The following is a 25,144-nucleotide window of genomic DNA, read 5'->3' on the forward strand; positions in this document are numbered from 1 at the left end:
GGCCCGCCACCCCGGCGGGCCGGGCTCCGGCGTTTCCCGGCCGAGGGCCCGCGCCCCCGGCCAGGTGCAGGCCCGCGCCCCCGCCCGGACGCAGGCCCCGGGCCCTGCGCCCGCGTACCGCCCGGTCAGGGCGGCGGCCCTACCCTGGAGCCATGAACATCGAGCACGGGGCCGTCGGCAGGGGCCGGGTCACAGGCCTGCCGGACTGGGACCGCTGCGCGGTCATGGGCGTCGTCAACGTCACCCCGGACTCCTTCTCCGACGGGGGGCGCTGGTTCGACACCACCGCCGCCGTCAAACGCGGACTCGACCTCGTGGCCCAGGGCGCCGACCTCGTCGACGTCGGCGGCGAGTCCACCCGCCCCGGCGCCACCCGCGTCGACGAGGAGGAGGAGCTGCGCCGCGTCGTCCCCGTGGTGCGCGGCCTGGCCTCCGAAGGGGTCACCGTCTCCGTCGACACCATGCGCGCCTCCGTCGCCGCCCGGGCCGTCGCAGCCGGCGCCCTGCTGGTCAACGACGTCAGCGGCGGACTCGCCGACCCCGGCATGATCCCGGCCGTCGCCGCCGCCGAGGTGCCGTTCGTGGTGATGCACTGGCGCGGCTTCAGCGACGGCATGAACAGCCTCGCCGTCTACGAGGACGTCCTCGCCGAGGTCACCGCCGAGCTGCGCACCCGCATCGACGCCGTCGTGGCCGGCGGTATCGCCCCCGAGCGGCTCCTCGTCGACCCCGGACTCGGCTTCGCCAAGAACGCCGAGCACGACCTGGCCCTGGTCGCCCACCTCCCCGAGCTGCGCGCCCTCGGGTTCCCGCTGCTGGTCGCCGCGTCGCGCAAACGGTTCCTCGGCCGGGTGCTGGCCGGCGCGGCGGACGCCGCGCCGCCGCCGGCCCGCGAGCGCGACGCCGCCACCGCCGCCGTCTCCGCCATCGCCGCCCATCAGGGCGCCTGGGCCGTACGGGTCCACGAGGTACGGGCCACGGCCGACGCGGTTCGGGTGGCCCGCGCCGTGGAAGGGGCCCTGTGATCCGTCCCGCCGGTGGCCGGACCCGTACAGCCAGGAGAGGGGAACGGTGAGCCGCACAGACATCGAAGCCGTCGACGAGGTCAACACGGCCTTCTACGAGGCCATGGAGCGGGGGGACTTCGACGCACTGTCGGCGCTCTGGCTCGAAGACGAGATCTCCTGCGTGCACCCGGGCTGGCCGGTGCTCTCCGGCCGCGGCGAGGTGCTCCGCTCGTACGCGCTGATCATGTCCCACACCGACTACATCCAGTTCTTCCTCACCGACACGAAAGTCGCCGTCATAGGTGACACCGCACTGGTGACGTGCACGGAGAACATCCTCAGCGGCGGCCCCGCCGAGGAGGGCGGCGCGCTCGGCCCGCTGGTCGGTCAGCTGGTCGTCGCCACGAATGTGTTCCGACGCACATCGGAGGGGTGGAGGCTCTGGTCCCACCACGGTTCTCCCGTCCTGACGGAGTCCGACGAGGACGAGGAAGAGGACTCCGCCTGACCCCACCGGCGGGGTCCGAGGCCTTTCGCAGGTAAATTCGAGGACGGACGACGCCGACCGCACTCGGCGCAGGCCCATGGATCCGGGGAGTCCCGGACCGCAAGCACCTACGAAAGCAGGAGTGATTCGCGTGGATCGTGTCGCGCTGCGCGGCCTCAAGGCTCGCGGGCACCACGGCGTCTTCCCCCGGGAACGCGAGGAGGGCCAGACCTTCATCGTCGACCTCGTGCTGCACATCGACACCCGCCCCGCGGCGGCCGACGACGACCTGGCGAAGACCGTGCACTACGGGGTCGTCGCCGAAGAGGTCGTCGACGTGGTCCAGGGAGAACCCGTCGACCTGATCGAGACCCTGGCCGAGCGGATCGCCCAGCAGTGCCTGAAGCACGAAGCGGTGGCACAGGTGGAGGTCGTCGTCCACAAACCGGACGCCCCCATCACCGTCCCCTTCGACGACGTGACCATCACGATCACCCGGAGCCGCGTGTGAACAACGGACTGAACGCCCAGAGCGACCCCACCGTCCAGCCGGTGCCCGCATCCGTCGTCGAGACGGTGGACGCGGCCGATGTGACCCTGTCCAACCCCAAGTGGGCCGTGATCGCGCTCGGCGCGAACCTCGGCAACCGCCTGGAGACCCTCCAGGGCGCCATCGACGCCCTCGGCGACACCCCCGGCCTGCGGGTCAAGGCCGTCTCCCCCGTCTACGAGACCGAGCCGTGGGGCGTCGAGCCCGGCTCGCAGCCCTCGTACCTCAACGCGGTGGTCCGCGTGAAGACCACGCTGCCGCCGTCGTCGCTGCTGGAGCGCGGGCACGCCATCGAGGAGGCCTTCGACCGCGTCCGCGAGGAGCGCTGGGGTCCGCGCACCATCGACGTCGACATCGTCTCGTACGCCGAGGTGGTCTCCGACGACCCGGTCCTCACCCTCCCGCACCCGCGGGCCCACCAGCGGGCCTTCGTCCTGGCCCCGTGGAACGACATCGACGCCGAGGCGCAGATCCCGGGGCACGGCCCGGTCGCGGCCCTCCTGTCCGGAATCGGCCTGACCGGCGTGACGCCGCGGCCGGACCTGGAACTCCGCCTCCCCGAGTAGTCGTTAACCTGTGGCTGGCTGAGGCCGACGACGTGGTGCGCAGAGCGAAAGCGGGGAACGGGCACGTGAAGCAACTGAGGCCGGCGGTCCTGGCGGGGATCTTCGTCGTCGCCGGGGTGCTGTCCTGGGCGGGCGCCCGGCTGTGGAACGCGTACGGGACCCTGCCGGGCGTCCCGCTGGCCGCGCCCATCGTCCTGGGCGTGATCGCGGTCGTCCTGCTGGCCACGGCCCTGTCGCTGCGGGCCCGGCTCAGGGCCCAGCGCGAGCGCCGGCCGGGCGCCAAGGGCGTGGAGCCGCTGATGGCGGCCCGCGCGGTCGTCTTCGGCCAGGCCAGCGCGCTCGTGGCCGCCCTCGTGGCGGGCATGTACGGCGGCGTGGGCGTCTTCCTGCTGGCCGACGGCCTGGAGGTGCCCGCCCGCCGCGACCAGGCCTGGTACGCCGCCTTCTCGGTCCTGGCGGGCGCAGCCGTCATCGCCGCCGCCCTCTTCCTGGAGCACGTCCTGAAACTCCCGGAAGACGACGACACGACCCCCCACTCCCCGGCCCGCACCTGACCCACGCCGGGGCCGGGGGTTCACATCCGGTCAGCGAGCCATGATCAGGCTCATGGCCTCGTTGCGGGTCGCGGGGTCGCGGAGCTGACCGCGGACCGCCGAGGTGATCGTCTTCGCGCCGGGCTTGCGGACCCCGCGCATCGTCATGCACATGTGCTCGCACTCGACGACCACGATGACGCCGCGCGGCTCCAGGATCTCCATCAGGGAATCCGCGATCTGCGTGGTCAGCCGCTCCTGCACCTGCGGACGGCGGGCGAACACGTCCACGAGGCGGGCCAGCTTCGACAGGCCCGTGATCTTGCCGTCGGTGGACGGGATGTAGCCGACGTGGGCCACACCGTGGAACGGCACCAGGTGGTGCTCACAGGAACTCATGACCTCGATGTCCTTGACCAGGACCATCTCGTCGTGGCCGAGGTCGAACGTGGTCGTCAGGACCTCTTCGGGCTTCTGGTAAAGGCCGGCGAATATCTCCTTGTACGCCCTGGCCACACGGGCCGGGGTCTCCAGCAGGCCCTCGCGCTCCGGGTCCTCGCCGACCGCGATCAGGAGTTCGCGGACCGCCGCCTCGGCGCGCTTCTCGTCGAACTCGCCGATCGTGCCCTCGTCACCGGTCAGGGTCACTGGGTCGGTCATCTCTTCCTCGTTCCTGTGTGCACTGCCGCTCGCGGACACGCGAAAGTGCCGCGCCCCCCAGGCTAGAACCTGGGGGGCACGGCATCCATTCCGGGACGGTCCGGCCGAGGGCTACTCGGCGCGGTCCTCCGGCGCGGTGTCCTTCTCCACGGAGACGGCGGACGAGGCCGCCGACGTGCCGTTCGCCGAGTTCGTCAGCTGGAGCTCCTTGGGAGAGAGCACCGGCGGACGGGTCGACGGGGTGCGGTGCGAGGAGCCGGTCCACGCCGGACGGGCCGGGCGCTTCACGATCGTCGAGAAGATCTCGGCGATCTCCTCCTTGCCCAGCGTCTCCTTCTCCAGGAGCGCGAGGACCAGGTTGTCGAGGACGTCGCGGTTCTCGACCAGGATCTCCCAGGCCTCGTTGTGCGCCGTCTCGATGAGCTTTTTGACCTCTTCGTCGACCAGCGCCGCGACCTCTTCCGAGTAGTCCCGCGGGTGCGACATCTCGCGGCCCAGGAACGGCTCGGTGTTGTCCCCGCCGAACTTGATCGCGCCGAGGCGCTCGGTCATGCCGTACTGGGTCACCATCGCGCGGGCCGTCGCCGTGGCCTTCTCGATGTCGTTCGCCGCGCCGGTGGTCGGGTCGTGGAAGACCAGTTCCTCGGCAGCGCGGCCGCCCAGCATGTACGCCAGCTGGTCGAGCATCTCGTTGCGCGTGGTGGAGTACTTGTCCTCGTCGGGCAGGACCATGGTGTAGCCCAGTGCCCGGCCGCGGGACAGGATCGTGATCTTGTGGACCGGGTCGGAGTTCGGGGAGGCCGCCGCGACCAGGGCGTGACCGCCCTCGTGGTACGCGGTGATCTTCTTTTCCCGGTCCGACATGATCCGGGTCCGCTTCTGCGGGCCCGCCACGACGCGGTCGATGGCCTCGTCCAGCATGTGGTTGTCGATCAGCTTGCGGTCCGAGCGGGCGGTGAGCAGCGCCGCCTCGTTCAGGACGTTGGACAGATCGGCACCGGTGAAGCCGGGGGTGCGGCGGGCGACGGCCGAGAGGTCGACGTCCGGAGCGACCGGCTTGCCCTTCTGGTGGACCTTGAGGATCTCCAGACGGCCCTGCATGTCCGGCCGGTCGACCGCGATCTGCCGGTCGAAGCGGCCCGGGCGCAGCAGCGCCGGGTCGAGGATGTCCGGGCGGTTCGTGGCGGCGATCAGGATGACGCCGCCCTTCACGTCGAAGCCGTCCATCTCGACGAGCAGCTGGTTCAGGGTCTGCTCGCGCTCGTCGTGGCCGCCGCCGAGGCCCGCACCGCGGTGCCGGCCGACGGCGTCGATCTCGTCGACGAAGACGATCGCCGGGGCGTTGGCCTTGGCCTGCTCGAACAGGTCGCGGACACGCGAGGCACCGACACCGACGAACATCTCGACGAAGTCGGAACCGGAGATCGAGTAGAACGGCACTCCGGCCTCGCCCGCGACGGCGCGCGCCAGCAGGGTCTTGCCGGTTCCGGGCGGACCGTAGAGGAGCACGCCCTTGGGGATCTTGGCCCCGACGGCCTGGAACTTGGCCGGCTCCTGGAGGAACTCCTTGATCTCGTGGAGTTCCTCGACGGCCTCGTCCGAACCCGCGACGTCGGCGAACGTCGTCTTCGGGGTGTCCTTGGTGATGAGCTTGGCCTTGGACTTCCCGAAGTTCATCACCCGGGAGCCGCCGCCCTGCATCTGGTTCATCAGGAACAGGAAGACCACGACGATGAGCACGAAGGGCAGGAGGGAGAGCAGCACGCTCAGGAACGGGCTGGTCTTGTCCGGCTGGACCTTGTAGCCGTCCGGGATCTGACCGGATTCGAACTTGGTCTGGAGGTTCTGGGCGAGCTCGACGCCCTGATCCCCGATGTAGTTGGCCTGGAACTTGGAGCCGGAGTTGTCGGCGAGCTTCTGGTCCTTCTTCAGCTCGACCTTGATCATCTGGCTGTCGCCGGTGGTGAGCTCGGCGCTCTGCACCTGGCCACTGTTGATCGCCTTGATGACCTCGCTGGTGTCCACCGTCTTGTAGCCGCCGCCGGAGCCGACGACATTCATCAACACGACCACGGCGAGGACGGCCAGCACGATCCACATGACCGGCCCACGGAAGTATCGCTTCACGTCCATCCATACGGGGTGCCGGGCACCCCGTCCCTCCTGCCCGTAGGTAAATGCTGCTCTGAGTAAAGACTGTTCTTCGGAATGTACCCCTGTATTGTCACCCGCGGCCTCGTGGGACGGCTGACAGAACTGCTTTCCCCTGCTCCAACGCCGGGAATCGTTCCAGGGTTCCCCTGTGCGGGCCCCGGCCGGGGCCCGCGGCGTCAGCCGCCGTAGACGTGCGGGGCGAGGGTGCCGACGAACGGCAGGTTGCGGTACTTCTCCGCGTAGTCGAGGCCGTAGCCGACGACGAACTCGTTCGGGATGTCGAAGCCGACCCACTTCACGTCGATGGCGACCTTGGCGGCGTCGGGCTTGCGCAGCAGCGTGACGACCTCCAGCGAGGCCGGCTGGCGGGAGCCCAGGTTCGACAGCAGCCAGGACAGGGTCAGGCCCGAGTCGATGATGTCCTCGACGATCAGGACGTGCTTGTCCTTGATGTCGGTGTCCAGGTCCTTGAGGATCCGGACGACACCGGAGGACTGGGTTCCGGCGCCGTAGGAGGACACCGCCATCCAGTCCATGGTGAGCGGGGTGGACAAGGCGCGCGCCAGGTCCGCCATCACCATCACGGCGCCCTTCAGGACGCCGACGATGAGCAGGTCCTTGCCCGCGTACTCCGCGTCGATCTTCGCGGCCAGCTCGGCCAGCTTCGCGTCGATCTCTTCCTTGGTGATGAGCACCGACTGGAGGTCGCTGCCCATGTCCTTCTCGTCCACCCGCATCACTTTCGTTGTCGGCCGGGGCTCCGGGGGGTCCCCCGGAGGACTCAGCCGTGCTTCAGCACCAATCAGCCCTGCCGGATGACAAGTCTGCCACCCTGCCGCTGCGCCTCGACCCTGCCGGGCAGGTTGATGGCACCCTGGCCCCGCCAGCCGGTGATGAGCCGGTCCACTTCCTCGATGTGGCGGGCGAAGAGGGAGCCTGCGGGGGAGCCGGCCGCGACCACGGCCCTGCGCAGCACGCGGCGGCGGACGGCCGGGGGCAGGGCGTACAGCTTGGCGCACTCCAGCCGGCCGTCCTCGTCCCGTACGCCCGTCTCGGCCTCGGCGGCCCAGGCGTCGAGGGCGTCGGCGTCGTCGCGCGACAGCTGGGCGGTGCGGGCGAGCGCCTCGACCACTCCCTTGCCGAGCGCCTTCTCGAGGGCGGGCAGTCCCTCGTGGCGGAGCCGGGAGCGGGTGTAGGCGGGGTCGATGTTGTGCGGGTCGTCCCAGACCGCCAGGGACTGGACCATGCAGGCCTTGCGGGCGGTCTGCCGGTCGATCTGGAGGAAGGGACGGCGGTAGCGGTGCGAGCGGCCCGGGCCGCCGGACACCTCGGCCATGCCGGAGAGCGAGCGGATGCCGGAGCCGCGGGCGAGGCCCAGCAGGACGGTTTCGGCTTGATCGTCCCGGGTGTGGCCGAGCAGCACGGCCGATGCGCCCAGCCGGTCCGCGGCCTCGTCCAGGGCCGCGTAGCGGGCGTCGCGCGCGGCAGCCTCGGGCCCGCCGTCACGGCCGACGCGCACGGCGACGGACTCCACCGGGTCGAGGCGGAGTGCGGTCATGCGGGTGACGACCTCCGCGGCGCGCAGGTCGGAGCCGGGCTGGAGGCCGTGGTCGACGGTGATGCCGCCGGCCCGGATGCCGAGCTTGGGCGCCTCGAAGGCGAGGGCGGAGGCGAGGGCCATCGAGTCGGCGCCGCCGGAACAGGCGACGAGGACGAGCGGCGGGGAGCCGGCCGCGGTGCCGGGGGTCCCCCCGGACGGAGCCTGGGAGGGTTCGGCGGAACGGCCGGTGAGGTCGGTGAGGTCGGTGAGGACGTCGTGGAGTACGCGGCGGACCGCCAGGCGTATCGCCGCGACCGCAGGATGGGGACCCATGTCCGGTGCCCTTCGGTGGAGTTCGGATGCCTCGAAGGCGTTGGGGTGTGGTGCTGGAACGGCTGCTGTTCGGTGCTGTTCGACTCGCTGCCCTTGTGCCCCGGCCCCCGTGAGGAGCCCCCGCCGGGAGCCCTCGCGAGATGAGGGTTGTCACTCAGAGTGCGTCGATGGTGACAGAACCGAGCCGTTCCCTGAGCATCGCACGCCCTTCCACGCCTCACGGTCCCTCGGACGGGTGACGCTGCTTCCCCCAGTGAGACATGTTTACGCCCCCCGAGTCACCCCCCTTCGCTCCTATTCGCCCTTGCGGTGCACCCGCGCGACCCAGTCCGCGGGCTTGGCGATCTCCGCCTTGGTCGGCAGCGTGTTCGGAGAGGTCCAGACCCGGTTGAAGCCGTCCATGCCGACCTGGCCGACGACGGCGCGCACGAAGCGCTCCCCGTCGCGGTACTGGCGCAGCTTGGCGTCCAGCCCCAGCAGCTTGCGCAGCGCGGCGTCGAGGCGGCCCGCCCCGCTGGCCCGGCGCTGCTGGAACTTCTCCCGGATCTCGGCGACCGAGGGCACCACCGCGGGGCCGACCCCGTCCATGACGTAGTCGGCGTGCCCCTCCAGCAGGGACATCACGGCGGTCAGCCGGCCGAGCACCTCGCGCTGTTCGGGGGTCTGGACGAGTTCGACCAGGGAGCGGCCCTCGTCGCCCTGGTCGGAGTCCGGACGGCCCCCGGCGAAGGACTGGGCGGCTTCGCGCAGCCGTTCGAGGATGGTCATCGGGTCCAGCTCGGTGGCGCCGAGGAAGGTCTGGATCTCGCCCTCCAGGTGGTCGCGGAGCCAGGGGACGGCCGTGAACTGCGTACGGTGCGTCTCCTCGTGCAGGCAGACCCACAGCCGGAAGTCGTGCGGGCGCACGTCCAGCTCGCGTTCGACGTGCACGATGTTGGGGGCCACGAGGAGCAGCCTGCCGCCGCCCGCTGCGGAGCCCGGCAGGTCGAGGCCGGCCGGGGCGAAGGTCTCGTACTGGCCGAGCACGCGGGAGGCCAGGAAGCTGAGCAGCATGCCCAGCTCGACACCGGTGACCTTGCCGCCGACGGTGCCGAGGACGGCTCCGCCGGGCGCTCCGGCGCGGCGATCCTGCATCCTGCCGAGCAGCGGGCCGAGGAGCTCGCGGAAGCCGGCCACGTTGGCCTTGACCCAGCCGGCCCGGTCGACGACGAGAACGGGGGTGTCGGGGACGGCCGCGCCCTCGGGGATCATGCGGGTGAACTCGCGTACGTGGCGTTCGGACGTCTTGGCATGCCGGCGCAGCTCCGCCACCACCGCGCGGGCCTCGTCGCGGCTGACCTCGGGACCCGGCCGCACCAGCCGGGTCGCGGTCGCCACCGCGAGATTCCAGTCGACCATCTCGGCACCACCGATGCTCGTCATGCGTCAACCGTACGGGGACCGGGGCCGGTGCGGATCCCCCCGGAACCGCTACGAGGCCCGGGCGACGGCCGCGGCGAGCTTGTCGAGGCCCTTCTCCGCGGCCCCCGGGTCAGGGGTGTTCGCGGTCAGGAACGCGAAGGCGAGCAGTCGGCCGGAGGGGTCGACGACGGTGCCGGCGAGGGAGTTCACGCCGCTCAGGGTGCCCGTCTTGGCACGGACGAGGCCGGCGGCCGGGGAGGTGCCGACGTTGCGGCTGCGCAGGGTCCCGGTGAATCCGGCGACGGGCAGTCCGGTGAGCACGGGCCGCAGCTCCGGCCGCTGCGGGTCGGCGGCCTTGGCCAGGAGTCCGGCGAGCAGCCCGGTGGTGGCCTTGTCGGCGCGGCCCAGGCCGCTGCCGTCGGCGAAGCGGGCGCCGGCGGTGTCGAGGCCGAGGGCGGTGAGCCGGTCGGTGACGGCCCTCTCGGCCCCTTCGAAGCTGGCGGGCTGTCCGGAGGCGAGGGCGGTCTGGCGGGCCAGGACCTCGGCGATGTCGTTGTCGCTGTTGGTCAGCATCCGCTCGACGAGGCCGCCGAGCGGGGTGGAGAGGGTGGTGGCGAGCGGCTGGGCGCCGGCGGGCGCCTTGGCCCTGGCGGGGTCGCCGGTGACCGTGACGCCGCGTTCCCTCAGGAGGGCGGCGAAGGTGCGGGCGGTCTCCAGGGCGGGGTCCTCGACCCGCTCGACGGGCCCGGAGGTGGAGTCGTCGGGGCGGCCCTCGTCGGCCGCGAGGGAGGTGATCAGCGCGATGTTGGGGTTGTCGCCGATGGGGTGGCGGGCGGGCCCGGTGAAGAGGGTGTCGTCGTAGCCGAGGCGCACGGCGGCGGTACCGGCGGCCTTGAGGGCCTGGGCGGCGTCGGCGGCGAGGGCGACGAGGCTGCCGCCGGATCCGGCCGGGCTCTTCTTCTTGGCGGTGAGGGAGGGGTCTCCGCCGCCGACCAGGACGATCTCGCCGGGTCCGGCGCCGGGGGTCACCGTGGTCCGGATCCGGTGTTCGGGGCCGAGCGCGGAGAGCGCGGCTGCCGCCGTGGCGATCTTGATGGTGGAGGCGGGGGTCATGGGCTCGCGCGGCCCGGACTCGAAGAGCACCTGGCCGGTGGCGGTGTCGATGACCGAGGCGGTGCGGACCGTGCCGAGGGCGGGGTCGGCCAGCAGCGGCCGCAGGACGTCGGCGAGGCGCCCGGAGCCGGCGGGCGCGGCCCCGGCGTCGGCCTTGCGCAGGGCGGCCGGGCCGATCGCGGAGAGCACCCCGGGGGCGCTGGGCGCGGCCTGCGGCTCGCGTCCGCCGCCGGCGTCGCCATCGTGATCTGCGCCACCCGTGAGGCCCCAGGAGGCGGCCCTGTCCCGCTCGGCCTTACGCTGGCCGGAGTCCCAAGGACCGGCGGCGGCCACCGCAGCCACCGACAGGGCGAGGCCGGCCACGGCCGACACCGCGATGAGCTGCCACGTCTTGACCAAGGGCACCTCGGACCAGCCCCTTTCGCGATCACACATATGCGTGAGGGACACTTAACCACTGCGTCTTGCCGCGAGCATGGCACCCCACCCCGGTTGGGCTGGGAGGGACGCGCACGCAGGTGAATGAACGCAGTCTCGAAGCAATGAAGCTGATCATGGAGGAGCAGGACGTGGAGTTCGACGTCACCATCGAGATCCCCAAGGGTTCGCGGAACAAGTACGAGGTGGACCACGAGACCGGCCGGATCCGTCTGGACCGTCGCCTCTTCACCTCCACCAGCTACCCGGCGGACTACGGCTTCGTCGAGAACACCCTCGGCGAGGACGGCGACCCGCTGGACGCGCTGGTCATCCTGGACGAGCCGACCTTCCCGGGCTGCCTGATCAAGTGCCGCGCGATCGGCATGTTCCGCATGACGGACGAGGCGGGCGGCGACGACAAGCTGCTGTGCGTGCCGGCCTCGGACCCGCGCGTGGAGCACCTGCGGGACATCCACCACGTGTCGGAGTTCGACCGCCTGGAGATCCAGCACTTCTTCGAGGTCTACAAGGACCTGGAGCCGGGCAAGTCGGTCGAGGGCGCCAACTGGGTGGGCCGCGCCGAGGCCGAGGCCGAGATCGAGGCCTCGTACAAGCGCCTCGAGGCGCAGGGCGGGCACCACTGAGTCCGCTCCACCGGTAGCGGGACGGCGGGATTCCCCGCTGCCCCCGCACCCCCGTGACACACGACGGGCGGTACCCCTTCACCGAAGGGGTACCGCCCGTTCGTCATGTGGTTTCGCCGGGGACGAAAGGGTTCCGCATACTGATACCCGGGCTGGTCGGGGACTGGAGGACGTGTGGCGGAGGCCGAGGGATCCGGGGGCACGGAGGACCGGAAGCCGAAATCGGACGAGGCGCACAGCGCCTTCGCTCCGCCCGCCGGGATCGAGCCCGAACCGGTCGACGAGGACCAGCCGACCTCGGAGTTCACCGTGCCGGCCGGGCTGCCCGCGCCGCCGGTCGAACCCGAGGGCTCCGCGTTCGCACCCCCGGCCACCTACAGCGCCCAGCACTCCCCGCCCGCGTACACCTCCGGCCACGGCTTCCCCGTCTCCCTGATGAAGGAATCCCCCTGGCAGGACCGCATGCGCACCATGCTGCGCATGCCGGTCGACGTCCGGCCCGTCCCCGAGACCGCGCACAAGCACAGCGAGACCGGGCCGGCCGTGGGCCGCATCCTCGACCTGACCCTGCGCATCGGCGAGCTGCTGCTCGCGGGTGGTGAGGGCGCCGAGGACGTGGAGGCCGCGATGTTCGCGGTGGCCCGCTCGTACGGGCTGGACCGCTGCGAGCCCACGGTCACCTTCACGCTGCTGTCGATCACCCACCAGCCCTCGCTGGTCGACGACCCGGTCTCGGCGAGCCGGACCGTGCGCCGCCGCGGCACCGACTACACCCGTCTGGCCGCGGTCTACCAGCTGGTGGACGACATCAGCGCGCACGAGATCGAGCTGTCCCTGGAGGAGGCCTACCGGCGCCTCGCCGAGATCCGCCGCAACCGGCACCCGTATCCGTCCTGGGTGCTCACCGCGGCCGCCGGGCTGCTCGCCGGGGCCGCCTCCACCCTGGTCGGCGGTGGCGTGTTCGTCTTCTTCGCGGCCGCGATCGGCGCGATGCTCGGCGACCGGCTGGCGTGGCTGTGCGCCGGGCGCGGGCTGCCGGAGTTCTACCAGTTCGTGGTGGCCGCGATGCCACCCGCCGCGATCGGCGTGGCCCTGAAGCTGGCCGAGACCGACGTCCGGGCCTCCGCGGTGATCACCGGCGGGCTGTTCGCGCTGCTGCCGGGGCGGGCCCTGGTCGCGGCGGTGCAGGACGGGCTGACCGGCTTCTACATCACCGCCTCGGCCCGACTGCTGGAGGTCATGTACCTCTTCATCGGCATCATCATGGGCGTACTGGTCGTGCTGTACCTCGGGCTCCAGCTCGGCGCCTCGCCGAAGCCGGAGGAGGTCCTCCAGATCACGCAGCGGCCGCTGATCCAGATCGCGGCCTCGATGGTGCTGGTGTTCACGTTCGCGATCCTGCTCCAGCAGGAACGATCCACCGTGTTGATCGTAACGCTGAACGGCGGGGTCGCCTGGGTGACCTTCGGGGCCCTGCACTACGCGGGCGGCATCCCTCCCGTGCCCTCCACGGCCATCGCCGCCGGCCTGGTCGGCCTGTTCGGCCAGCTCTTCTCCCGCTACCGCTTCGCCTCCGCCCTGCCGTACACGACGGCGGCCATCGGCCCGCTGCTGCCGGGCTCCGCGACGTACTACGGGCTGCTGCTGATCGCCGAGAACCGGCTGAACGAGGGCCTCGGCTCGCTGGTGAACGCCGCCGCCATCGCGCTGGCCATCGCGATCGGGGTCAACCTGGGCTCTGAGACCTCACGGCTGTTCATGCGGATCCCGGGCGCCGCGAGCGCCGCGAAACGCCGCGCGGCGAAGCGGACCCGCGGCTTCTAGCCCCGCGCGCCCCCCGGCGCCCCGGGCGCGCGCCCCCGCACGCCCGCGCCCCGCGCACGCGAGAGCCCCGGGGACCCTCTCGGGTTCCCGGGGCTCTCGGACGGGCCGGTACGGCGCTCAGCGCTTGGCGTGGCGGCCGCTGCGCCGGGCCGGGGCGCCCGGGGCCTGCGGGTCGTCGGCGGTCGCGGGCTGCCCGCCGGAGGCCGCCGCCGCCTTCTTCTCCTTGCGGGACTTCAGCACCTCGAAGATCACCGGGATGACGGAGACGAGGACGATGACGATGAAGATCGGCTCGACGTTCTTCTTGATGAACTCGAACTGGCCGAGCTGGTAGCCCAGGACCGTGACGCCCGCGCCCCACAGGACACCGCCGATGACGTTGAACGTCAGGAAGGTGCGGTACTTCATCGCCGTCGCACCCGCCACCATCGGCGCGAAGGTGCGGATGATGGGCACGAAGCGCGCGAGCACGATGGCCTTGGGGCCGTGCTTCTCCATGAAGTCGTGCGCCGAGTCGAGGTTCTCGCGCTTGAAGAGCTTGGAGTTCGGCCGGTTGAAGATCTTCGGACCGAACACCTTGCCGATCATGTATCCGACCTGGTCACCGAGGATGGCAGCGGCCGAGATCAGGGCGCAGACCAGCCACAGCGGCTCCTTGATCGCCCCGCTCGCGGTGAACAGGCCGGCCGTGAACAGCAGCGAGTCCCCGGGCAGGAAGGCGAAGAGGCCCGACTCCGCGAAGACGATGACCAGGATGCCGATCAGACCGAACTGCCCGATCAGATACTCCGGGGACAGCCACTCAGGGCCGAGCGCAAGCGTGTACACGAGTTCCGGGCTCTCCTGGATCGGGGGTATCGCGGGCATCGCGGCAGGGCGCCCGCGGGTGCTGCGGAAAAGGCGGCGGTTTCAATTATCAACGCACAGGTCCCCCTCCCGGTTCCAGGTACCGGGAGGGGGCCGTGTGAGGAACATCTAGAGCTATCTAGAGCTTGCGGACGGCGTTCGCGAAGATCGCGTCCCGCACGAAGACCGCCAGGCCGGGCCGGACGCCGTCGTAGTAGGCCGTGAAGCGCTCGTCCGCGACGTACATCTCACCCAGGCACGTGTGCATCTCGTGCGAGCAGGTGTAGCAGTTGCGGTCGATCCAGTTCCGGTGCTCCTCGGCCACGTCCATGGCCTCCTCGGAGTCCGCGGCCGCACCGGCGGCGAGCAGCGCGGCGAACCGCCGGTTGATCCCGTCCGCCTCGTCCTGGAAGCGCTTCCAGTCCTCCTTCGTGTACGAGGCCGTCCGCCGGGCGGATTCCTTGTACGCGTCCGTGTGGCCCCAGCGCTCGTGCGCCTCATCCCCGTACTGGTCGGGGTCGAAGTCGCCGAAGACCTCGAACTTCTCCTCGGGCGTGAGATTGATGCCCATCCTCTGTGCCTCCATGGCGTGCTCCACGGCCGCGGCCATCTGCTGGAGCCGGGCGATCCGGTCGGACAGGAGGGCGTGCTGCCGGCGCAGGTGCTCCCTCGGGTTCGAGTCCGGATCGTCCAGCAGGACCGCGACCTCTTCGAGCGGGAAGCCGAGCTCCCGGTAGAACAGGATCCGCTGCAGCCGGTCCAGGTCGGCGTCGTCGTAACGCCGGTGGCCCGCGCTGCTGCGGGTGCTCGGGGAGAGCAGGCCGATCTCGTCGTAATGGTGCAGGGTGCGCACCGTGATTCCGGCGAATCCGGCGACCTGTCCCACGGAGTAGCTCATCGTTTCCGCTCCTCTGGTCGGTACGCCCTTCACTGTGGGTCCTCACGCCACGTGAGGTGCAAGTCCTCCGGCCGGGGAGCCCCCTGGGGGGCGGGACGGTCGTCGGCTACGAGGCGGGCCGGGCCTCCCCCTGGGCCTGCGCCACCAGCTCGAAGGCCGTCCTGCCGTCCAGCGACTCGCGCACGATGTCCGCGTGGCCCGCGTGGCGGGCGTGCTCCTCCACCAGGTGCAGGAGCAGCCACCGCATCGAGACCCTGCCCTCCTTCGGGAACCAGGGCGCCTCGGGCAGCGGGAAGGTGTCGTCCAGGCTCGGGACGGAGTGGATGAACTTCTCCAGCTCCGCCACGACCCCGTCCCAGAACTCCAGGATCTGGGGAACGCTCTCGCCCTCGACCAGACGGAAGCTGTCGCCCCAGGTCTCCTCGGTGCGCTGCTTCTCGTTCGGCTGCTGCTGCGCCATCCGCAGCCAGCCCAATTCCGTCTCCGCGACGTGCTTCAGCAGCCCCGACAGCGACAGCCCGCTCGCACTCGGGCGGCTCGCCGCCTGCTCCTCGGTCAGGCCGAGGACCGAGCGGCGCAGGGCGCCGCGCTGGGCCTCGACGAAGGACAGGAGCGCTCCGCGCTCGTCGCCGTAGGACTCCGCGGGAACGTGAGTGACCATGCCGATCCACCGCCTTTTCCGTATGCCGTGCATGTCGTGCCCCCTTTCCGGGGGCAGGAGACACGTTACGAAGGGTTGCGGTCAGGATCTGTCCGCAATGCCGGTCACTGGGCGGCGCCCTCGGGACGGATCGCCGGGAGTTGCGTCTGCGGCTGCGGGAGCAGGGCCTTGGACAGGTCCTGGTTGCCCTTCTCGTCGAGCCCGTACATCGCCTCGTAGATCTTGCGGACGGCCGGACCGGAAGCCCCGGAGCCGGTACCGCCCTGGGAGATCGTCATGACGATCGCGTAGTCCCCGGTGTACGAGGCGAACCATGAGGTGGTCTGCTTGCCCTGGACCTCCGCGGTGCCCGTCTTCGCGTGCATCGGGATCTGCTTCTGCGGCCAGCCGCCGAACCGCCAGGCCGCGCTGCCGGTGGTGGCCACCGAGGCGAGCGCGCCGTCGATGTCGTCGCGCAGCTCCTCGTCCATGGGGAGCCGGCCCTGTTCCCTCGGCGCGATCTCCTTGACCGAGGTGCCGTCGGCGCTGACGATCGCCTTGCCGATGCTCGGCTGGTGCATCATGCCGCCGTTGGAGATGGCCGCGTAGATCGACGCCATCTGGATCGGGGTGACGAGGGTGTCGCCCTGGCCGATCGAGTAGTTGATCGCGTCGCCCTCGCGCAGCTGGTTGCCCTGGCGGCAGTTCTCGTACGCGATCTTCTCGGCGTACGAGCCGTCCTTCTTGCCGTCGCGGCACCAGGCGGCCTTGTTCGCCTCGAAGAAGTCCTTCTTCCACTGGCGGTCGGGGACCCGGCCGTTCACCTCGTTCGGCAGGTCGACGCCGGTGGCCTTGCCCAGCCCGAACTGGTGGGCCGTCTTGAAGAACCAGTCGGCCGGGTCCTTCCTGGGGTTGATCCCGCCGTCCTTCTTCCACTCCTTGTCCGCGATGCCGTAGTAGACGGTGTCGCAGGAGACTTCGAGGGCCCGGCCGATGGTGATGTCGCCGTAGCCCTGCGACTCGAAGTTGGTGAAGCTCTGGCTGCCGACCGAGTACGAGCTGGGGCAGCCGTAGCGCCCGTTGAACGGGTACCCGGCGTTCACCGCGGCGGTCGAGGAGACGACCTTGAAGATCGAGCCGGGGGCCGCCTGTCCCTGGATCGCGCGGTTGAGCAGCGGGTAGTTGGATTCCTTGTCGGTGAGGGCGGCGTAGTCCTTGGCGGAGATGCCGCCGACCCACGCATTCGGGTCGTAGGTGGGGTTGGAGGCCATCGCGACGATGCGGCCCGTCTTGGCCTCCATCACGACGACCGCGCCCGAGTCGGCCTCGTAGTTCTTGTGCGTGATCTTGTCGTACGTCTTGCGGGCCTCGACCATCGCGTTGTTCAGCTCGCGCTCGGCGACCGCCTGCACGCGCGAGTCGATCGAGGTGACGATGTTGGAGCCGGGCGTCGGCTTCTCGGCCTGCGCCTGCCCGATGACCCGGCCGAGGTTGTCCACCTCGTAGTGCGTGACGCCCGCCTTGCCGCGCAGCTCCTTGTCGTACGTGCGCTCCAGGCCGGAGCGGCCCACCTGGTCCGAGCGCAGGTACGGGGAGTCGGTCTTCTTCGCCTTGGTGATCTCCGCGTCGGTGACCGGCGAGAGGTAGCCCAGCACCTGGGAGGTGTTGGCCTGGTCCGGGGCGGGGTAGCGGCGCAGGGCGGTCGGCTCGGCGGTGATGCCCGGGAACTGCTCGGCGTGCTCCCTTATTTCCAGCACCTGGTCCGTGGTCGCCTCGTCGGTGACGGGGATCGGCTGGTACGGGGAACCGTTCCAGCACGGCTTGGGCGTCTTGGCGTCGCACAGCCGGACGCTGTTGACCACGTCGTCGGGGTTGAGGCCCAGGACGCCGGCGAGCCGGGTCAGGACGCCCTTGCCCTTGTCCTTCATCTTGGTCAGGTCGGTACGGCTGGCGGAGACGACCATGCGCGTCTCGTTGTCGGCGAGGGGCACCCCGCGGGCGTCCAGGATCGAACCGCGCACGGCGGGCTGGACGACCTGCTGGGTGTGGTTGTTCTTCGCCTCGTCCGTGTACTCCTGGCCGTTGCGTATCTGGAGGTACCAGAGGCGCCCGCCGAGGGTGAGCAGCAGCGAGAAGACGACCACCTGGATGACCACCAGGCGGTTCTGGACCCGGGGCGTGCGCCCCGTCTCCGGAATGTTGCTCAACTCAGGTCTCCCCCGGAACGCTGCCCGCCGCCGACTCGCACTCGCACGCGCACGAGTCTAGAACGAGGTCAGAACGGGAAAGTCGTCCGGCCGTGCTGGACCGAGATCCACTTCTGGGTGGTGAAGGCCTCGATCGTGGCCTCGCCGTTGAGTCGGCCCAGGCCCGAGGCCTTCTCCCCGCCGAACGCGGCGAGCGGCTCGTCCCCGATGGTCGAGTCGTTGACGTGGATCATCCCGGTCTCGATCCGCTGCGCGAACCGGACGCCGCGCTCCACGTCCCGCGTGTGCACGGCGCCGCTCAGCCCGTACGGGGTCGCGTTGGTCAGCCGTACGGCCTCGTCCTCGCCGTCGAAGACCACCAGCAGAGCCACCGGGCCGAAGATCTCCTGGCCGAGCAGCGGGGAGTCCTCGGGCAGGCCGGCCAGCACGGTCGGCTCGACCAGGTTGCCGCGCGTAGAACCGCGGACGAGGGCCTGGGCCCCTGATTCCACGGCCTGGTCGACGAGCGCGGTCAGGGCGTCGGCCTGGAAGGAGTTGATCAGCGGGCCGATGTGGGTGTCCGCCTCGTGGGGGTCGCCGGTCTTCAGGCTCCGCACCCGGGCGGTGAACTTCGCGGTGAACTCCTCCGCCACCGAGGCGTCCACGAGGATCCGGTTGGCGGCCATGCAGACCTGGCCCTGGTAGACGAAGCGGCTGAAGACGGCCGCGTCCACCGCGTAGTCGAGGTCGGCGTCGTCGAGGACGACCAGGGCGCTGTTGCCGCTGAGCTCCAGGACCGTCCGCTTGAAGTGGCGGGCGGCGACGGAGCCGACGTGCCGGCCGACCCGGTCGGAGCCGGCGAAGGAGATGACCTTCGGAACGGGGTGCGTCAGCAGTGCGTCGCCTATCTCGGCGATGTCGGTGACCAGCACGTTCAGCAGGCCGGCGGGCAGGCCCGCGTCCTCGAAGACCTTGGCGATGACCCCGCCGCCGACCACGGGTGCGTTCTGGTTCGGCTTGATCACCACGGCGTTGCCCAGGGCCAGGGCCGGGGCGACCGACTTCAGGGTGACCAGGAACGGGAAGTTGAACGGGCTGATCACGGTGACCACGCCGACCGGCAGGCGCTGGACCCGGTTCTCCTTGCCCTCGACCTGCGACGCGAGGATGCGGCCTTCGGGGCGGACGGCCAGCTGGATCGACTCGCGGATGAACTCCTTGGCGAGGTGGACCTCGTACTCGGCCTTGGGACGGGTCCCGCCGAGCTCGTCGATCATCGCCTCGACGATCTCCTTCTCGCGCTCCTCGGTGATCCGCAGGGCGCGTTCCAGGACGGCGCGTCTGGCGTACGGGCTGGTGGCGGCCCACTCTCTCTGGGCGCGCTCGGCGCCGCGGTAGGCCCGGTCCACCTGCTCGACGGTGGCCACGGTGATGGCCGCGAGCTTCTCCCCGTTGTACGGGTTGACGTCGATGATGTCCCACGAACCGGTGCCGGCCAGCCATTCGCCGTCGATGTACTGGTGAGCCAGGTCGTCGAATATGGACATGCCATCCCTTACTGCGAGCGCGCACCCGTGCGCTGCACCGGAGACCGATCGGTCATCATGCACTGATCAGACGTCATACTACGTGCGAATCAAGACAGTTGAAGGAGGCCGCGGAGAAGATCCCGGGTCCGGTCCGGGTCGGGGCAGTCGGCCTGGAGCCGCTCCATCGCCCTTTCGTACTGCCTCACTTCCTCGTCTTTGTCCAGGTAGAGGGCGCTCGTGAGCTGTTCCAGATAGACGATGTCCTGGAGGTCGGACTCCGGGAAGCGCAGCAGGGTGAAGGCTCCGCTTTCGCCCGCGTGGCCGCCGAAGGAGAACGGCATCACCTGGAGCTGCACGTTGGGCCGCTGGGAGACCTCGATCAGGTGCTCCAGCTGACCGCGCATCACGTCGCGGTCGCCGTACGGGCGGCGCAGCGCGGCCTCGTCGAGGACGGCGTGGAAGACCGGGGCGCTCTCGGAGACCAGCACCTTCTGGCGCTCCAGGCGCAGCGCGACCCGGCGGTCGATCTCGGCCTTGGTGGCCCCGGGCATGCCGCGGCTGACGACGGCCTGGGCGTAGGCCTCGGTTTGCAACAGGCCGTGGACGAACTGGACTTCGTAGATCCGGATGAGCGACGCCGCGCCCTCCAGGCCGATGTACGTCTGGAACCATCCGGGCAGCACGTCGCCGTAGCTGTGCCACCACCCGGCCGCATTGGCCTCGCGGACCAGTCCCAGCAGGGACTCCCGCTCCGCGCCGTCCGTGACTCCGTAGAGCGTGAGGAGGTCCTCGACGTCCCTTGCCTTGAAGCTCACCCTTCCCAACTCCAAGCGGCTGATCTTCGATTCGGATGCGCGGATCGAGTAGCCGGCCGCCTCACGGGTGATGCCGCGGGATTCTCGGAGTCGCCTGAGCTGAGAGCCCAGGAGGATGCGGCGCACCACAGAACCGCTTGCTTCTGCGGTCACTTGTCCTGCCCTCCCCATCGCCTTGTGTACGCGTGGTCTGCGCGTGGTGTGCGTCGCCGGGGCCCCCGAACCCCAGGGCCCGCAGTCTGCCACCAAAACGCATCGGCCCGTACTCGTTCTGTAACGGAATCCCGGCTGCCGCAAAAGAAGTCCGTAAGTATGCGTAGGAAGAAATGAGCAAGAACCATCACGGGAGTGGACAGGTCCGGCGCGTGCACGTGCATCTGCCCTTGCATCCAGCTTCTGCATTCGGAACGATGGTGCCGCGCACCTGCGTGCTCCTTTCGCGCCGGCGCCGGACCCACCCCGCAGTTCTTTCTGGACGGAGTCACCGCTCCGGCCGCGAATCCCGGGAGTGCCTCGCATGGGGACGAATGGATCGACCATGCTCGAGCCGTTACGGCAGGGGCTGCCCCCGGTCGACCCCACGGCTGTCTCCGGGTCCGCCTCCTGCGCTCTGCCCGCCCGTTTCGAGGCGGTGCGGGGCGCCCGCTCGTTCACCCGGTCGACCCTGTGCCAGTGGGGGCTCGACGAGCGCTTCGACGACGTCGCCCTGGTGGTCTCCGAACTCGTGACCAACGCGCTGCGCCACGCCCTGCCGGACGACGCACGGCCCGGGAGCGGCGCCGCGGGCGAGCCGGAGGCCTCGGTACGGCTGCACCTGATGCGGTGGAGCACCCGGCTGGTGTGCGCGGTGCGGGACCCCAGCGAGGACCGGCCGGGCGGGTCGTTCACGCCGGAGCGGACGCAGGAGAACTGCGACCTGGAGTCGGGGCGCGGGCTGTTCCTCGTGGACGCGTACAGCGACGGCTGGGGCTGGCACCCGCTCGCCGGGCGGCTGACCGGCAAGGTGGTCTGGGCGCTGTTCATGCTCCCCGAATAGCCGTCGCCCAGTCGTTCCGTCCAGTCGTTCCGTCCAGTCGTTCCGCCGGGTGCACACAGGCCAACTGGCCGGGGTTGATCGTTTCGATCAGTCCCGGCCAGTGCACGTGCATGGCTTGATCAGCGCGCTGTTCCTTCAGGCGATCAGGTGGTCGAACTCGCCGTCCTTGACGCCCAGCAGCAGCGCCTCTATCTCGGCCGGCGTGTAGACGAGCGCCGGCCCGTCCGGGAAGCGCGAGTTGCGCACGGCGACGGCGCCACCCGGCAGTTTGGCGAACTCCACACAGGAACCTTGTGAGTTGCTGTGTCTGCTCTTCTGCCAGGTCACCCCGTCGAGTTCTGCAGCTGCCATCCCGTTGTACGCGTGGTCCACAGGAAGCCCCCGATAGTGCAGATGTCAACTGCACCGGATCATAGCTGTGTTCATAAGCGCATGCATGGGCAGATGCACGTGCACGCGGAGGGTGCTGCCTTGATCACTGTCAGGGAAGAACTCGGGTGGATCAGGGGCGAATCAGACCCTTATAAGACCTGGATCAAGACTCGGCCCCCCGGATCTTCAGAACTCCTTCAGAGTTGTACGGATGCGCGGGGCGCTGTTCCATGGTCGGGCCCGACACCCGGAAATCCCGTCACCCTGTGGGGGAAGCGCATGCTCCGCAACGCCCTTGAGCCCTGGCACCTCATCCTGCTCCTCGTGGTCTGCGTGCTGGTCTTCGGCTCGAAGAGGCTGCCCGACATGGCCCGCTCGGTGGGCCGGTCGATGCGCATCCTGAAATCGGAGACCCAGGCCCTGCGCGGCGAGAGCGGCGACCAGCCGTAGCCCCGCCGGCCAGAGGGGACTTTGACGACACGACCTAGCGGGGCAGCGGGGGGCGCTTGCCGCCCATGTGGGCGCGGTCGGCGGCGGCCGTGCCGTCCTCCCAGCCCGCGTGGTCGGTGGCCCCGCGCAGCCGGGTCGTCGTGGTCCGGGGGAACATCTCGTCGGCCCGGGAGGTGACGGCGACGTCGCGGGCGACCAGGGCGGGCAGGTTGTCGGGGGCCTCGGCGACGGTGTGCTCGGCGGTCTCCGCGAGCCGCTGGCCGAGCCGGCTGGCGTACGCGAGCAGGAAGGACTGCCGGAACGTCTTGGTGCGCTTGCGTCCGCCGGAGCGCTGCGCGGCCTCGGCGCGGGTCATGGCGGCCGTGCCCTGCACGAGCAGCGAGGTGTAGAGCAGCTCCACCGCCTCCAGGTCGCTCTCGAAGCCCACCACGGTGGAGAACTCGAACGCGCTGTTCCACACCGCCCGGCAGCGGTTCGCGGTGGCCACCGCGTCGAGCAGCACCGCCTTGGCCTCCTCGTACGGCGCCTCGACACCGATCCGGCAGGCCCCGGGCACCTGGGCCGGCCCCTTGCCGCTCGCCGCGAGCAGGGCCTCGTCGACGGTGTGCCGGGCCATCAGCTCCTGGGCCTTGGCGCTGAGCGCCTCCGCCTCCTCCGGGTACGTGGTCGCCTCCGCCTTGGCGAGCAGGGCGCGGATGCGTCCGAGCATGCGGGGCTCGATGTGCGCGTGCTCCAGGGCGTCGGCGGCCGGGTCGCCGGGAACCGGACCCACCGGTTCGATCGAGGGCAGCCGGATCAGCAGGCGGAACACCTCCAGCACCCCGGTCGCCAGGGTGAACCGGTCCGTCCGCTCCCGCTGCGCGAGCCCTTCGCCGTACTCCGCGTCGTCCGCCCACCACACCTCGGCGTCGGTCCACCGCTCGGGGAGCCGGGCGTACCGGCGGGCCTCGGCGGCGATCAGGTCGCGGGTGATCCGCAGGTGCCGGTCGCCGAGGTCCCGGCCCACCAGGCGGAGCACGTCCGCGGGCTGCCACCCCCGCTCCCAGGCCTGCCGTGCGTACGCCTCCCCGCGCGCCAGCAGTGCCCGCCCGACCTCGGCCCACCGCCCGCCGTCACCGACGAGCACGGAGGCACCGGCGTCCAGCCCGGCATCGTCCTGGCTGTAGAGGGCGGCTTCGCACGCACGATCGACAATCTCTCTCACCCCCAAAGCTTGTCACGGCCCCCCACCGCCACCGGCGCCCCGGGCCGGGAGGACCCCGCCCCTCCCCGTCCGGCCGCCGGCCGGCTCCAGCCCCGCCGGCGATCGAGTTGCGGACCCGGGGGCAGGGCCCCGCAGCGGGGCCGCACCCGGGCAGCGACGGCGCGGGGCCGACGCGACGCCGTCGGCGGGGCTGCAGGCGGGGCCGCTGTCAGCCCCCGGTGGGACACTCGCACCCATGAGCGACCCCACTCCCCGCTGGGCCCTGGCCGAAGCCGCCGACGGCCTCTGGAACGCCAGGCCGCTCACCCCCGCCCCCTCCCCCACGCTCACCTTCCGGGACCCCGCGGACGCGGTCCGCTCCGCCCCCGCCCCCACCCGCTGGATCTGGCGCAGCACCGCCGCCGTCTACCCCCGCCTCCTCGCCGCCGGCGCCCGCGTGGAGCGCTGCCACGACGTCGAGGACGCCGAGCTCCTCCTCCTCGCCCACGAGGGCCGCTCCGGCGAGCCCCGCTCGGCGGCGGCCGCCTGGGCCCGGCTCACCGGGGCCCCCGTACCGCCCGATCCCCCGCACCCGCAGCGTGCGGCCGCGCCCAGCGCCCAGGACTCCCTCTTCGATCCGCAGCCCGCCCGCGCCCCCCTCCCCCTCGACGCGCTCGTCGCCGTCTACGAGGACCAGGCCAGACGCCACGCCGCCACCGCCCACCCGGACCGCATGCGCCTGCTCACCGCCTCCGAGTCGGCGGCCTTCCTGATCGCCGCCGAAATGCACCGTGCGGGCCTGCCCTGGCGGGCCGACGTGCACCGCGCACTGCTCACCGAACTCCTCGGCGAGCGGTACGCGGGCGGCGGCGAGCCGCGCCGCCTCGCCGAGCTGGCGGACGAGATCTCGGCCGCGTTCGGCCGCCGCGTGCGTCCCGACCTGCCGGCCGACGTGATCAAGGCCTTCGCCGAGGCCGGGATCAGGCTCAAGTCCACGCGCCGCTGGGAGATCCAGGAGCTCGACCATCCCGCCGTCGAGCCGCTCCTCGCGTACAAGAAGCTGTACCGGATCTACACCGCCCACGGCTGGGCCTGGCTCCAGGACTGGGTCCGCGACGGCCGTTTCCGCCCCGAGTTCGTCCCCGGCGGCACCCTGACGGGCCGCTGGGTCACCAACGGCGGCGGGGCCCTGCAGATCCCGAAGGTGATCCGCAGGGCCGTCGTCGCCGACCCGGGCTGGCGGCTGGTCGTTGCCGACGCCGATCAGATGGAGCCCCGCGTGCTGGCCGCGATCTCCCGCGATCCGGCGTTCATGGAGGTGGCCGGGCGCCCCGAGGACCTGTACACGGCCATCTCGCGCCAGGGCTTCTCCGGTGATCGGGACATGGCCAAGATCGCCGTCCTCGGCGCCGTGTACGGGCAGACCTCCGGCGACGGCCTGAAGAACCTGGCCGCGCTGCGCCGCCGCTTCCCGCAGGCCGTGGCGTACGTGGACGACGCCGCCAAGGCCGGGGAGGAGGGTCGCCTCGTACGGACCTGGCTGGGCCGGACGTGCCCGCCGCCGGCCGGCGTCGACGAGGACGGCGAGGCCGGGATCCCGCAGGACCGGGACGAGGCCTGGACTCCGAGCTACGCCTCCACCAACACCCGGGCCCGCGGCCGGTTCACCCGCAACTTCGTCGTGCAGGGCAGCGCCGCCGACTGGGCACTGCTGCTGCTCGCGGCCCTCCGGCAGGCCATCGCGGGCGCCGGGATGCGGGCCGAGCTGGTGTTCTTCCAGCACGACGAGGTGATCGTGCACTGCCCCGCCGAGGAGGCCGAGGCCGTCGCCGAGGCCATCCGCACGGCCGGCGACCGGGCCGGCCGGATCGCCTTCGGCGACACCCCGGTCCGGTTCCCGTTCACCACGGCGGTCGTGGAGTGCTACGCGGACGCCAAGTAGCGCAGTTCGCTCCGG

24 protein-coding genes are annotated in these 25,144 nt (G+C 71.1%); 10 read left to right on the forward strand and 14 right to left on the reverse strand.

Features of this window, described 5'->3' with window-relative positions:
* The first annotated feature begins 152 nt into the window (after positions 1 to 152).
* The 5 genes from folP to ACIPK4_RS07030 all read left to right on the forward strand — a co-directional run bounded on the left by folP (position 153) and on the right by ACIPK4_RS07030 (position 3,164).
* Positions 153 to 1,025, forward strand: coding sequence for a dihydropteroate synthase (gene folP / locus ACIPK4_RS07010; RefSeq protein WP_402309801.1), 873 nt, complete (start codon positions 153 to 155; stop codon positions 1,023 to 1,025).
* A gap of 46 nt (positions 1,026 to 1,071) precedes the next feature.
* On the forward strand, positions 1,072 to 1,515 hold the full coding sequence (locus ACIPK4_RS07015; RefSeq protein ID WP_082410636.1) for a nuclear transport factor 2 family protein: 444 nt from the start codon (positions 1,072 to 1,074) through the stop codon (positions 1,513 to 1,515).
* 130 nt (positions 1,516 to 1,645) lie between these two features.
* The gene (folB, locus tag ACIPK4_RS07020; RefSeq protein ID WP_030158540.1) at positions 1,646 to 2,005 is read left to right on the forward strand and encodes a dihydroneopterin aldolase; all 360 of its coding nucleotides are present in this window, start codon (positions 1,646 to 1,648) and stop codon (positions 2,003 to 2,005) included.
* On the forward strand, positions 2,002 to 2,610 hold the full coding sequence (folK, locus tag ACIPK4_RS07025) for a 2-amino-4-hydroxy-6-hydroxymethyldihydropteridine diphosphokinase (RefSeq protein ID WP_376196254.1): 609 nt from the start codon (positions 2,002 to 2,004) through the stop codon (positions 2,608 to 2,610). Before folB ends, folK begins: the two co-directional genes overlap by 4 nt.
* Before the next feature lie 65 nt (positions 2,611 to 2,675).
* Positions 2,676 to 3,164, forward strand: a complete 489-nt coding sequence (locus ACIPK4_RS07030; protein ID WP_054224258.1) for a DUF3180 domain-containing protein — start codon at positions 2,676 to 2,678, stop codon at positions 3,162 to 3,164.
* Positions 3,165 to 3,194: 30 nt separating this feature from the next.
* Here the strand turns inward: ACIPK4_RS07030 and folE are convergent, their stop codons facing one another.
* From folE to dacB, 6 genes are all read right to left on the reverse strand, one after another.
* On the reverse strand, positions 3,195 to 3,803 hold the full coding sequence (gene folE / locus ACIPK4_RS07035; RefSeq protein ID WP_054224259.1) for a GTP cyclohydrolase I FolE: 609 nt from the start codon (positions 3,801 to 3,803) through the stop codon (positions 3,195 to 3,197).
* A 111-nt stretch (positions 3,804 to 3,914) separates the two neighbouring features.
* The gene (gene ftsH / locus ACIPK4_RS07040) at positions 3,915 to 5,936 is read right to left on the reverse strand and encodes an ATP-dependent zinc metalloprotease FtsH (RefSeq protein WP_054224260.1); all 2,022 of its coding nucleotides are present in this window, start codon (positions 5,934 to 5,936) and stop codon (positions 3,915 to 3,917) included.
* Between the two features lie 197 nt (positions 5,937 to 6,133).
* Entirely contained in the window at positions 6,134 to 6,694 is a 561-nt protein-coding gene (gene hpt / locus ACIPK4_RS07045; protein ID WP_030158549.1) for a hypoxanthine phosphoribosyltransferase, read from the reverse strand.
* Positions 6,695 to 6,759: 65 nt separating this feature from the next.
* Positions 6,760 to 7,830: a tRNA lysidine(34) synthetase TilS gene (gene tilS, locus ACIPK4_RS07050; RefSeq protein WP_402309805.1), complete on the reverse strand. Its 1,071-nt coding sequence runs from the start codon at positions 7,828 to 7,830 to the stop codon at positions 6,760 to 6,762.
* A gap of 294 nt (positions 7,831 to 8,124) precedes the next feature.
* On the reverse strand, positions 8,125 to 9,252 hold the full coding sequence (locus ACIPK4_RS07055; protein ID WP_402309806.1) for a zinc-dependent metalloprotease: 1,128 nt from the start codon (positions 9,250 to 9,252) through the stop codon (positions 8,125 to 8,127).
* A 48-nt stretch (positions 9,253 to 9,300) separates the two neighbouring features.
* Entirely contained in the window at positions 9,301 to 10,749 is a 1,449-nt protein-coding gene (dacB, locus tag ACIPK4_RS07060) for a D-alanyl-D-alanine carboxypeptidase/D-alanyl-D-alanine-endopeptidase (protein ID WP_402309807.1), read from the reverse strand.
* Between the two features lie 164 nt (positions 10,750 to 10,913).
* Between dacB and ACIPK4_RS07065 the strand changes: the two genes are divergently transcribed.
* Positions 10,914 to 11,408 (forward strand): inorganic diphosphatase, encoded by a 495-nt coding sequence (locus tag ACIPK4_RS07065; protein ID WP_030031597.1) that lies wholly within the window; start codon positions 10,914 to 10,916, stop codon positions 11,406 to 11,408.
* 174 nt (positions 11,409 to 11,582) lie between these two features.
* The gene (locus ACIPK4_RS07070; protein ID WP_054224264.1) at positions 11,583 to 13,232 is read left to right on the forward strand and encodes a threonine/serine exporter ThrE family protein; all 1,650 of its coding nucleotides are present in this window, start codon (positions 11,583 to 11,585) and stop codon (positions 13,230 to 13,232) included.
* 117 nt (positions 13,233 to 13,349) lie between these two features.
* Here ACIPK4_RS07070 and ACIPK4_RS07075 read toward each other — a convergent pair whose 3' ends face one another.
* From ACIPK4_RS07075 to ACIPK4_RS07100, 6 genes are all read right to left on the reverse strand, one after another.
* Positions 13,350 to 14,099: a DedA family protein gene (locus ACIPK4_RS07075; protein WP_402309809.1), complete on the reverse strand. Its 750-nt coding sequence runs from the start codon at positions 14,097 to 14,099 to the stop codon at positions 13,350 to 13,352.
* A 118-nt stretch (positions 14,100 to 14,217) separates the two neighbouring features.
* A complete protein-coding gene (locus ACIPK4_RS07080) occupies positions 14,218 to 14,976 on the reverse strand; it encodes a MerR family transcriptional regulator (RefSeq protein ID WP_402309810.1) in 759 nt (252 codons plus the stop codon).
* Between the two features lie 106 nt (positions 14,977 to 15,082).
* Complete coding sequence (locus ACIPK4_RS07085; protein WP_402309811.1) at positions 15,083 to 15,637, reverse strand: DinB family protein; 555 nt, start codon at positions 15,635 to 15,637, stop codon at positions 15,083 to 15,085.
* A 104-nt stretch (positions 15,638 to 15,741) separates the two neighbouring features.
* Positions 15,742 to 17,823, reverse strand: a complete 2,082-nt coding sequence (gene mrdA / locus ACIPK4_RS07090) for a penicillin-binding protein 2 (RefSeq protein WP_402309812.1) — start codon at positions 17,821 to 17,823, stop codon at positions 15,742 to 15,744.
* Between the two features lie 68 nt (positions 17,824 to 17,891).
* Positions 17,892 to 19,349, reverse strand: coding sequence for an aldehyde dehydrogenase family protein (locus ACIPK4_RS07095; RefSeq protein ID WP_402309814.1), 1,458 nt, complete (start codon positions 19,347 to 19,349; stop codon positions 17,892 to 17,894).
* Between the two features lie 89 nt (positions 19,350 to 19,438).
* Positions 19,439 to 20,317, reverse strand: a complete 879-nt coding sequence (locus ACIPK4_RS07100) for a helix-turn-helix transcriptional regulator (RefSeq protein WP_054224269.1) — start codon at positions 20,315 to 20,317, stop codon at positions 19,439 to 19,441.
* 346 nt (positions 20,318 to 20,663) lie between these two features.
* On the opposite strand from ACIPK4_RS07100, the gene ACIPK4_RS07105 reads away from it, so the two are divergent.
* Entirely contained in the window at positions 20,664 to 21,182 is a 519-nt protein-coding gene (locus ACIPK4_RS07105) for an ATP-binding protein (RefSeq protein WP_402309816.1), read from the forward strand.
* Between the two features lie 135 nt (positions 21,183 to 21,317).
* Here ACIPK4_RS07105 and ACIPK4_RS07110 read toward each other — a convergent pair whose 3' ends face one another.
* Complete coding sequence (locus ACIPK4_RS07110) at positions 21,318 to 21,533, reverse strand: DUF397 domain-containing protein (protein ID WP_051696354.1); 216 nt, start codon at positions 21,531 to 21,533, stop codon at positions 21,318 to 21,320.
* A 300-nt stretch (positions 21,534 to 21,833) separates the two neighbouring features.
* On the opposite strand from ACIPK4_RS07110, the gene tatA reads away from it, so the two are divergent.
* On the forward strand, positions 21,834 to 22,004 hold the full coding sequence (gene tatA, locus ACIPK4_RS07115; protein ID WP_402309817.1) for a Sec-independent protein translocase subunit TatA: 171 nt from the start codon (positions 21,834 to 21,836) through the stop codon (positions 22,002 to 22,004).
* A 34-nt stretch (positions 22,005 to 22,038) separates the two neighbouring features.
* Here the strand turns inward: tatA and ACIPK4_RS07120 are convergent, their stop codons facing one another.
* A complete protein-coding gene (locus tag ACIPK4_RS07120; protein ID WP_402309819.1) occupies positions 22,039 to 23,208 on the reverse strand; it encodes a DUF2786 domain-containing protein in 1,170 nt (389 codons plus the stop codon).
* 235 nt (positions 23,209 to 23,443) lie between these two features.
* Here ACIPK4_RS07120 and ACIPK4_RS07125 point away from each other — a divergent pair, with 235 nt between their 5' ends.
* Positions 23,444 to 25,129, forward strand: a complete 1,686-nt coding sequence (locus tag ACIPK4_RS07125) for a bifunctional 3'-5' exonuclease/DNA polymerase (RefSeq protein WP_402309821.1) — start codon at positions 23,444 to 23,446, stop codon at positions 25,127 to 25,129.
* Positions 25,130 to 25,144 lie beyond the last annotated feature (15 nt).

Origin of the sequence: Streptomyces sp. NPDC086989 (assembly GCF_044745505.1) — a bacterium.
In the GTDB taxonomy this organism is placed as follows: domain Bacteria; phylum Actinomycetota; class Actinomycetes; order Streptomycetales; family Streptomycetaceae; genus Streptomyces.

What these genes read in the sequence shown, in the direction of transcription:
- ACIPK4_RS07075 (WP_402309809.1), bottom strand. Translation starts at nt 14,099, where the DNA reads ATGCCCGCGATACCCCCGATCCAGGAGAGCCCGGAACTCGTGTACACG.
- ACIPK4_RS07125 (WP_402309821.1), top strand. Translation starts at nt 23,444, where the DNA reads ATGAGCGACCCCACTCCCCGCTGGGCCCTGGCCGAAGCCGCCGACGGC.
- folE (WP_054224259.1), bottom strand. Translation starts at nt 3,803, where the DNA reads ATGACCGACCCAGTGACCCTGACCGGTGACGAGGGCACGATCGGCGAG.
- ACIPK4_RS07055 (WP_402309806.1), bottom strand. Translation starts at nt 9,252, where the DNA reads ATGACGAGCATCGGTGGTGCCGAGATGGTCGACTGGAATCTCGCGGTG.
- ACIPK4_RS07085 (WP_402309811.1), bottom strand. Translation starts at nt 15,637, where the DNA reads ATGGTCACTCACGTTCCCGCGGAGTCCTACGGCGACGAGCGCGGAGCG.
- ACIPK4_RS07100 (WP_054224269.1), bottom strand. Translation starts at nt 20,317, where the DNA reads ATGGGGAGGGCAGGACAAGTGACCGCAGAAGCAAGCGGTTCTGTGGTG.
- ACIPK4_RS07095 (WP_402309814.1), bottom strand. Translation starts at nt 19,349, where the DNA reads ATGTCCATATTCGACGACCTGGCTCACCAGTACATCGACGGCGAATGG.
- folP (WP_402309801.1), top strand. Translation starts at nt 153, where the DNA reads ATGAACATCGAGCACGGGGCCGTCGGCAGGGGCCGGGTCACAGGCCTG.
- tatA (WP_402309817.1), top strand. Translation starts at nt 21,834, where the DNA reads ATGCTCCGCAACGCCCTTGAGCCCTGGCACCTCATCCTGCTCCTCGTG.
- hpt (WP_030158549.1), bottom strand. Translation starts at nt 6,694, where the DNA reads ATGCGGGTGGACGAGAAGGACATGGGCAGCGACCTCCAGTCGGTGCTC.
- ACIPK4_RS07105 (WP_402309816.1), top strand. Translation starts at nt 20,664, where the DNA reads ATGGGGACGAATGGATCGACCATGCTCGAGCCGTTACGGCAGGGGCTG.
- ACIPK4_RS07110 (WP_051696354.1), bottom strand. Translation starts at nt 21,533, where the DNA reads ATGGCAGCTGCAGAACTCGACGGGGTGACCTGGCAGAAGAGCAGACAC.
- tilS (WP_402309805.1), bottom strand. Translation starts at nt 7,830, where the DNA reads ATGGGTCCCCATCCTGCGGTCGCGGCGATACGCCTGGCGGTCCGCCGC.
- ACIPK4_RS07080 (WP_402309810.1), bottom strand. Translation starts at nt 14,976, where the DNA reads ATGAGCTACTCCGTGGGACAGGTCGCCGGATTCGCCGGAATCACGGTG.
- ftsH (WP_054224260.1), bottom strand. Translation starts at nt 5,936, where the DNA reads ATGGACGTGAAGCGATACTTCCGTGGGCCGGTCATGTGGATCGTGCTG.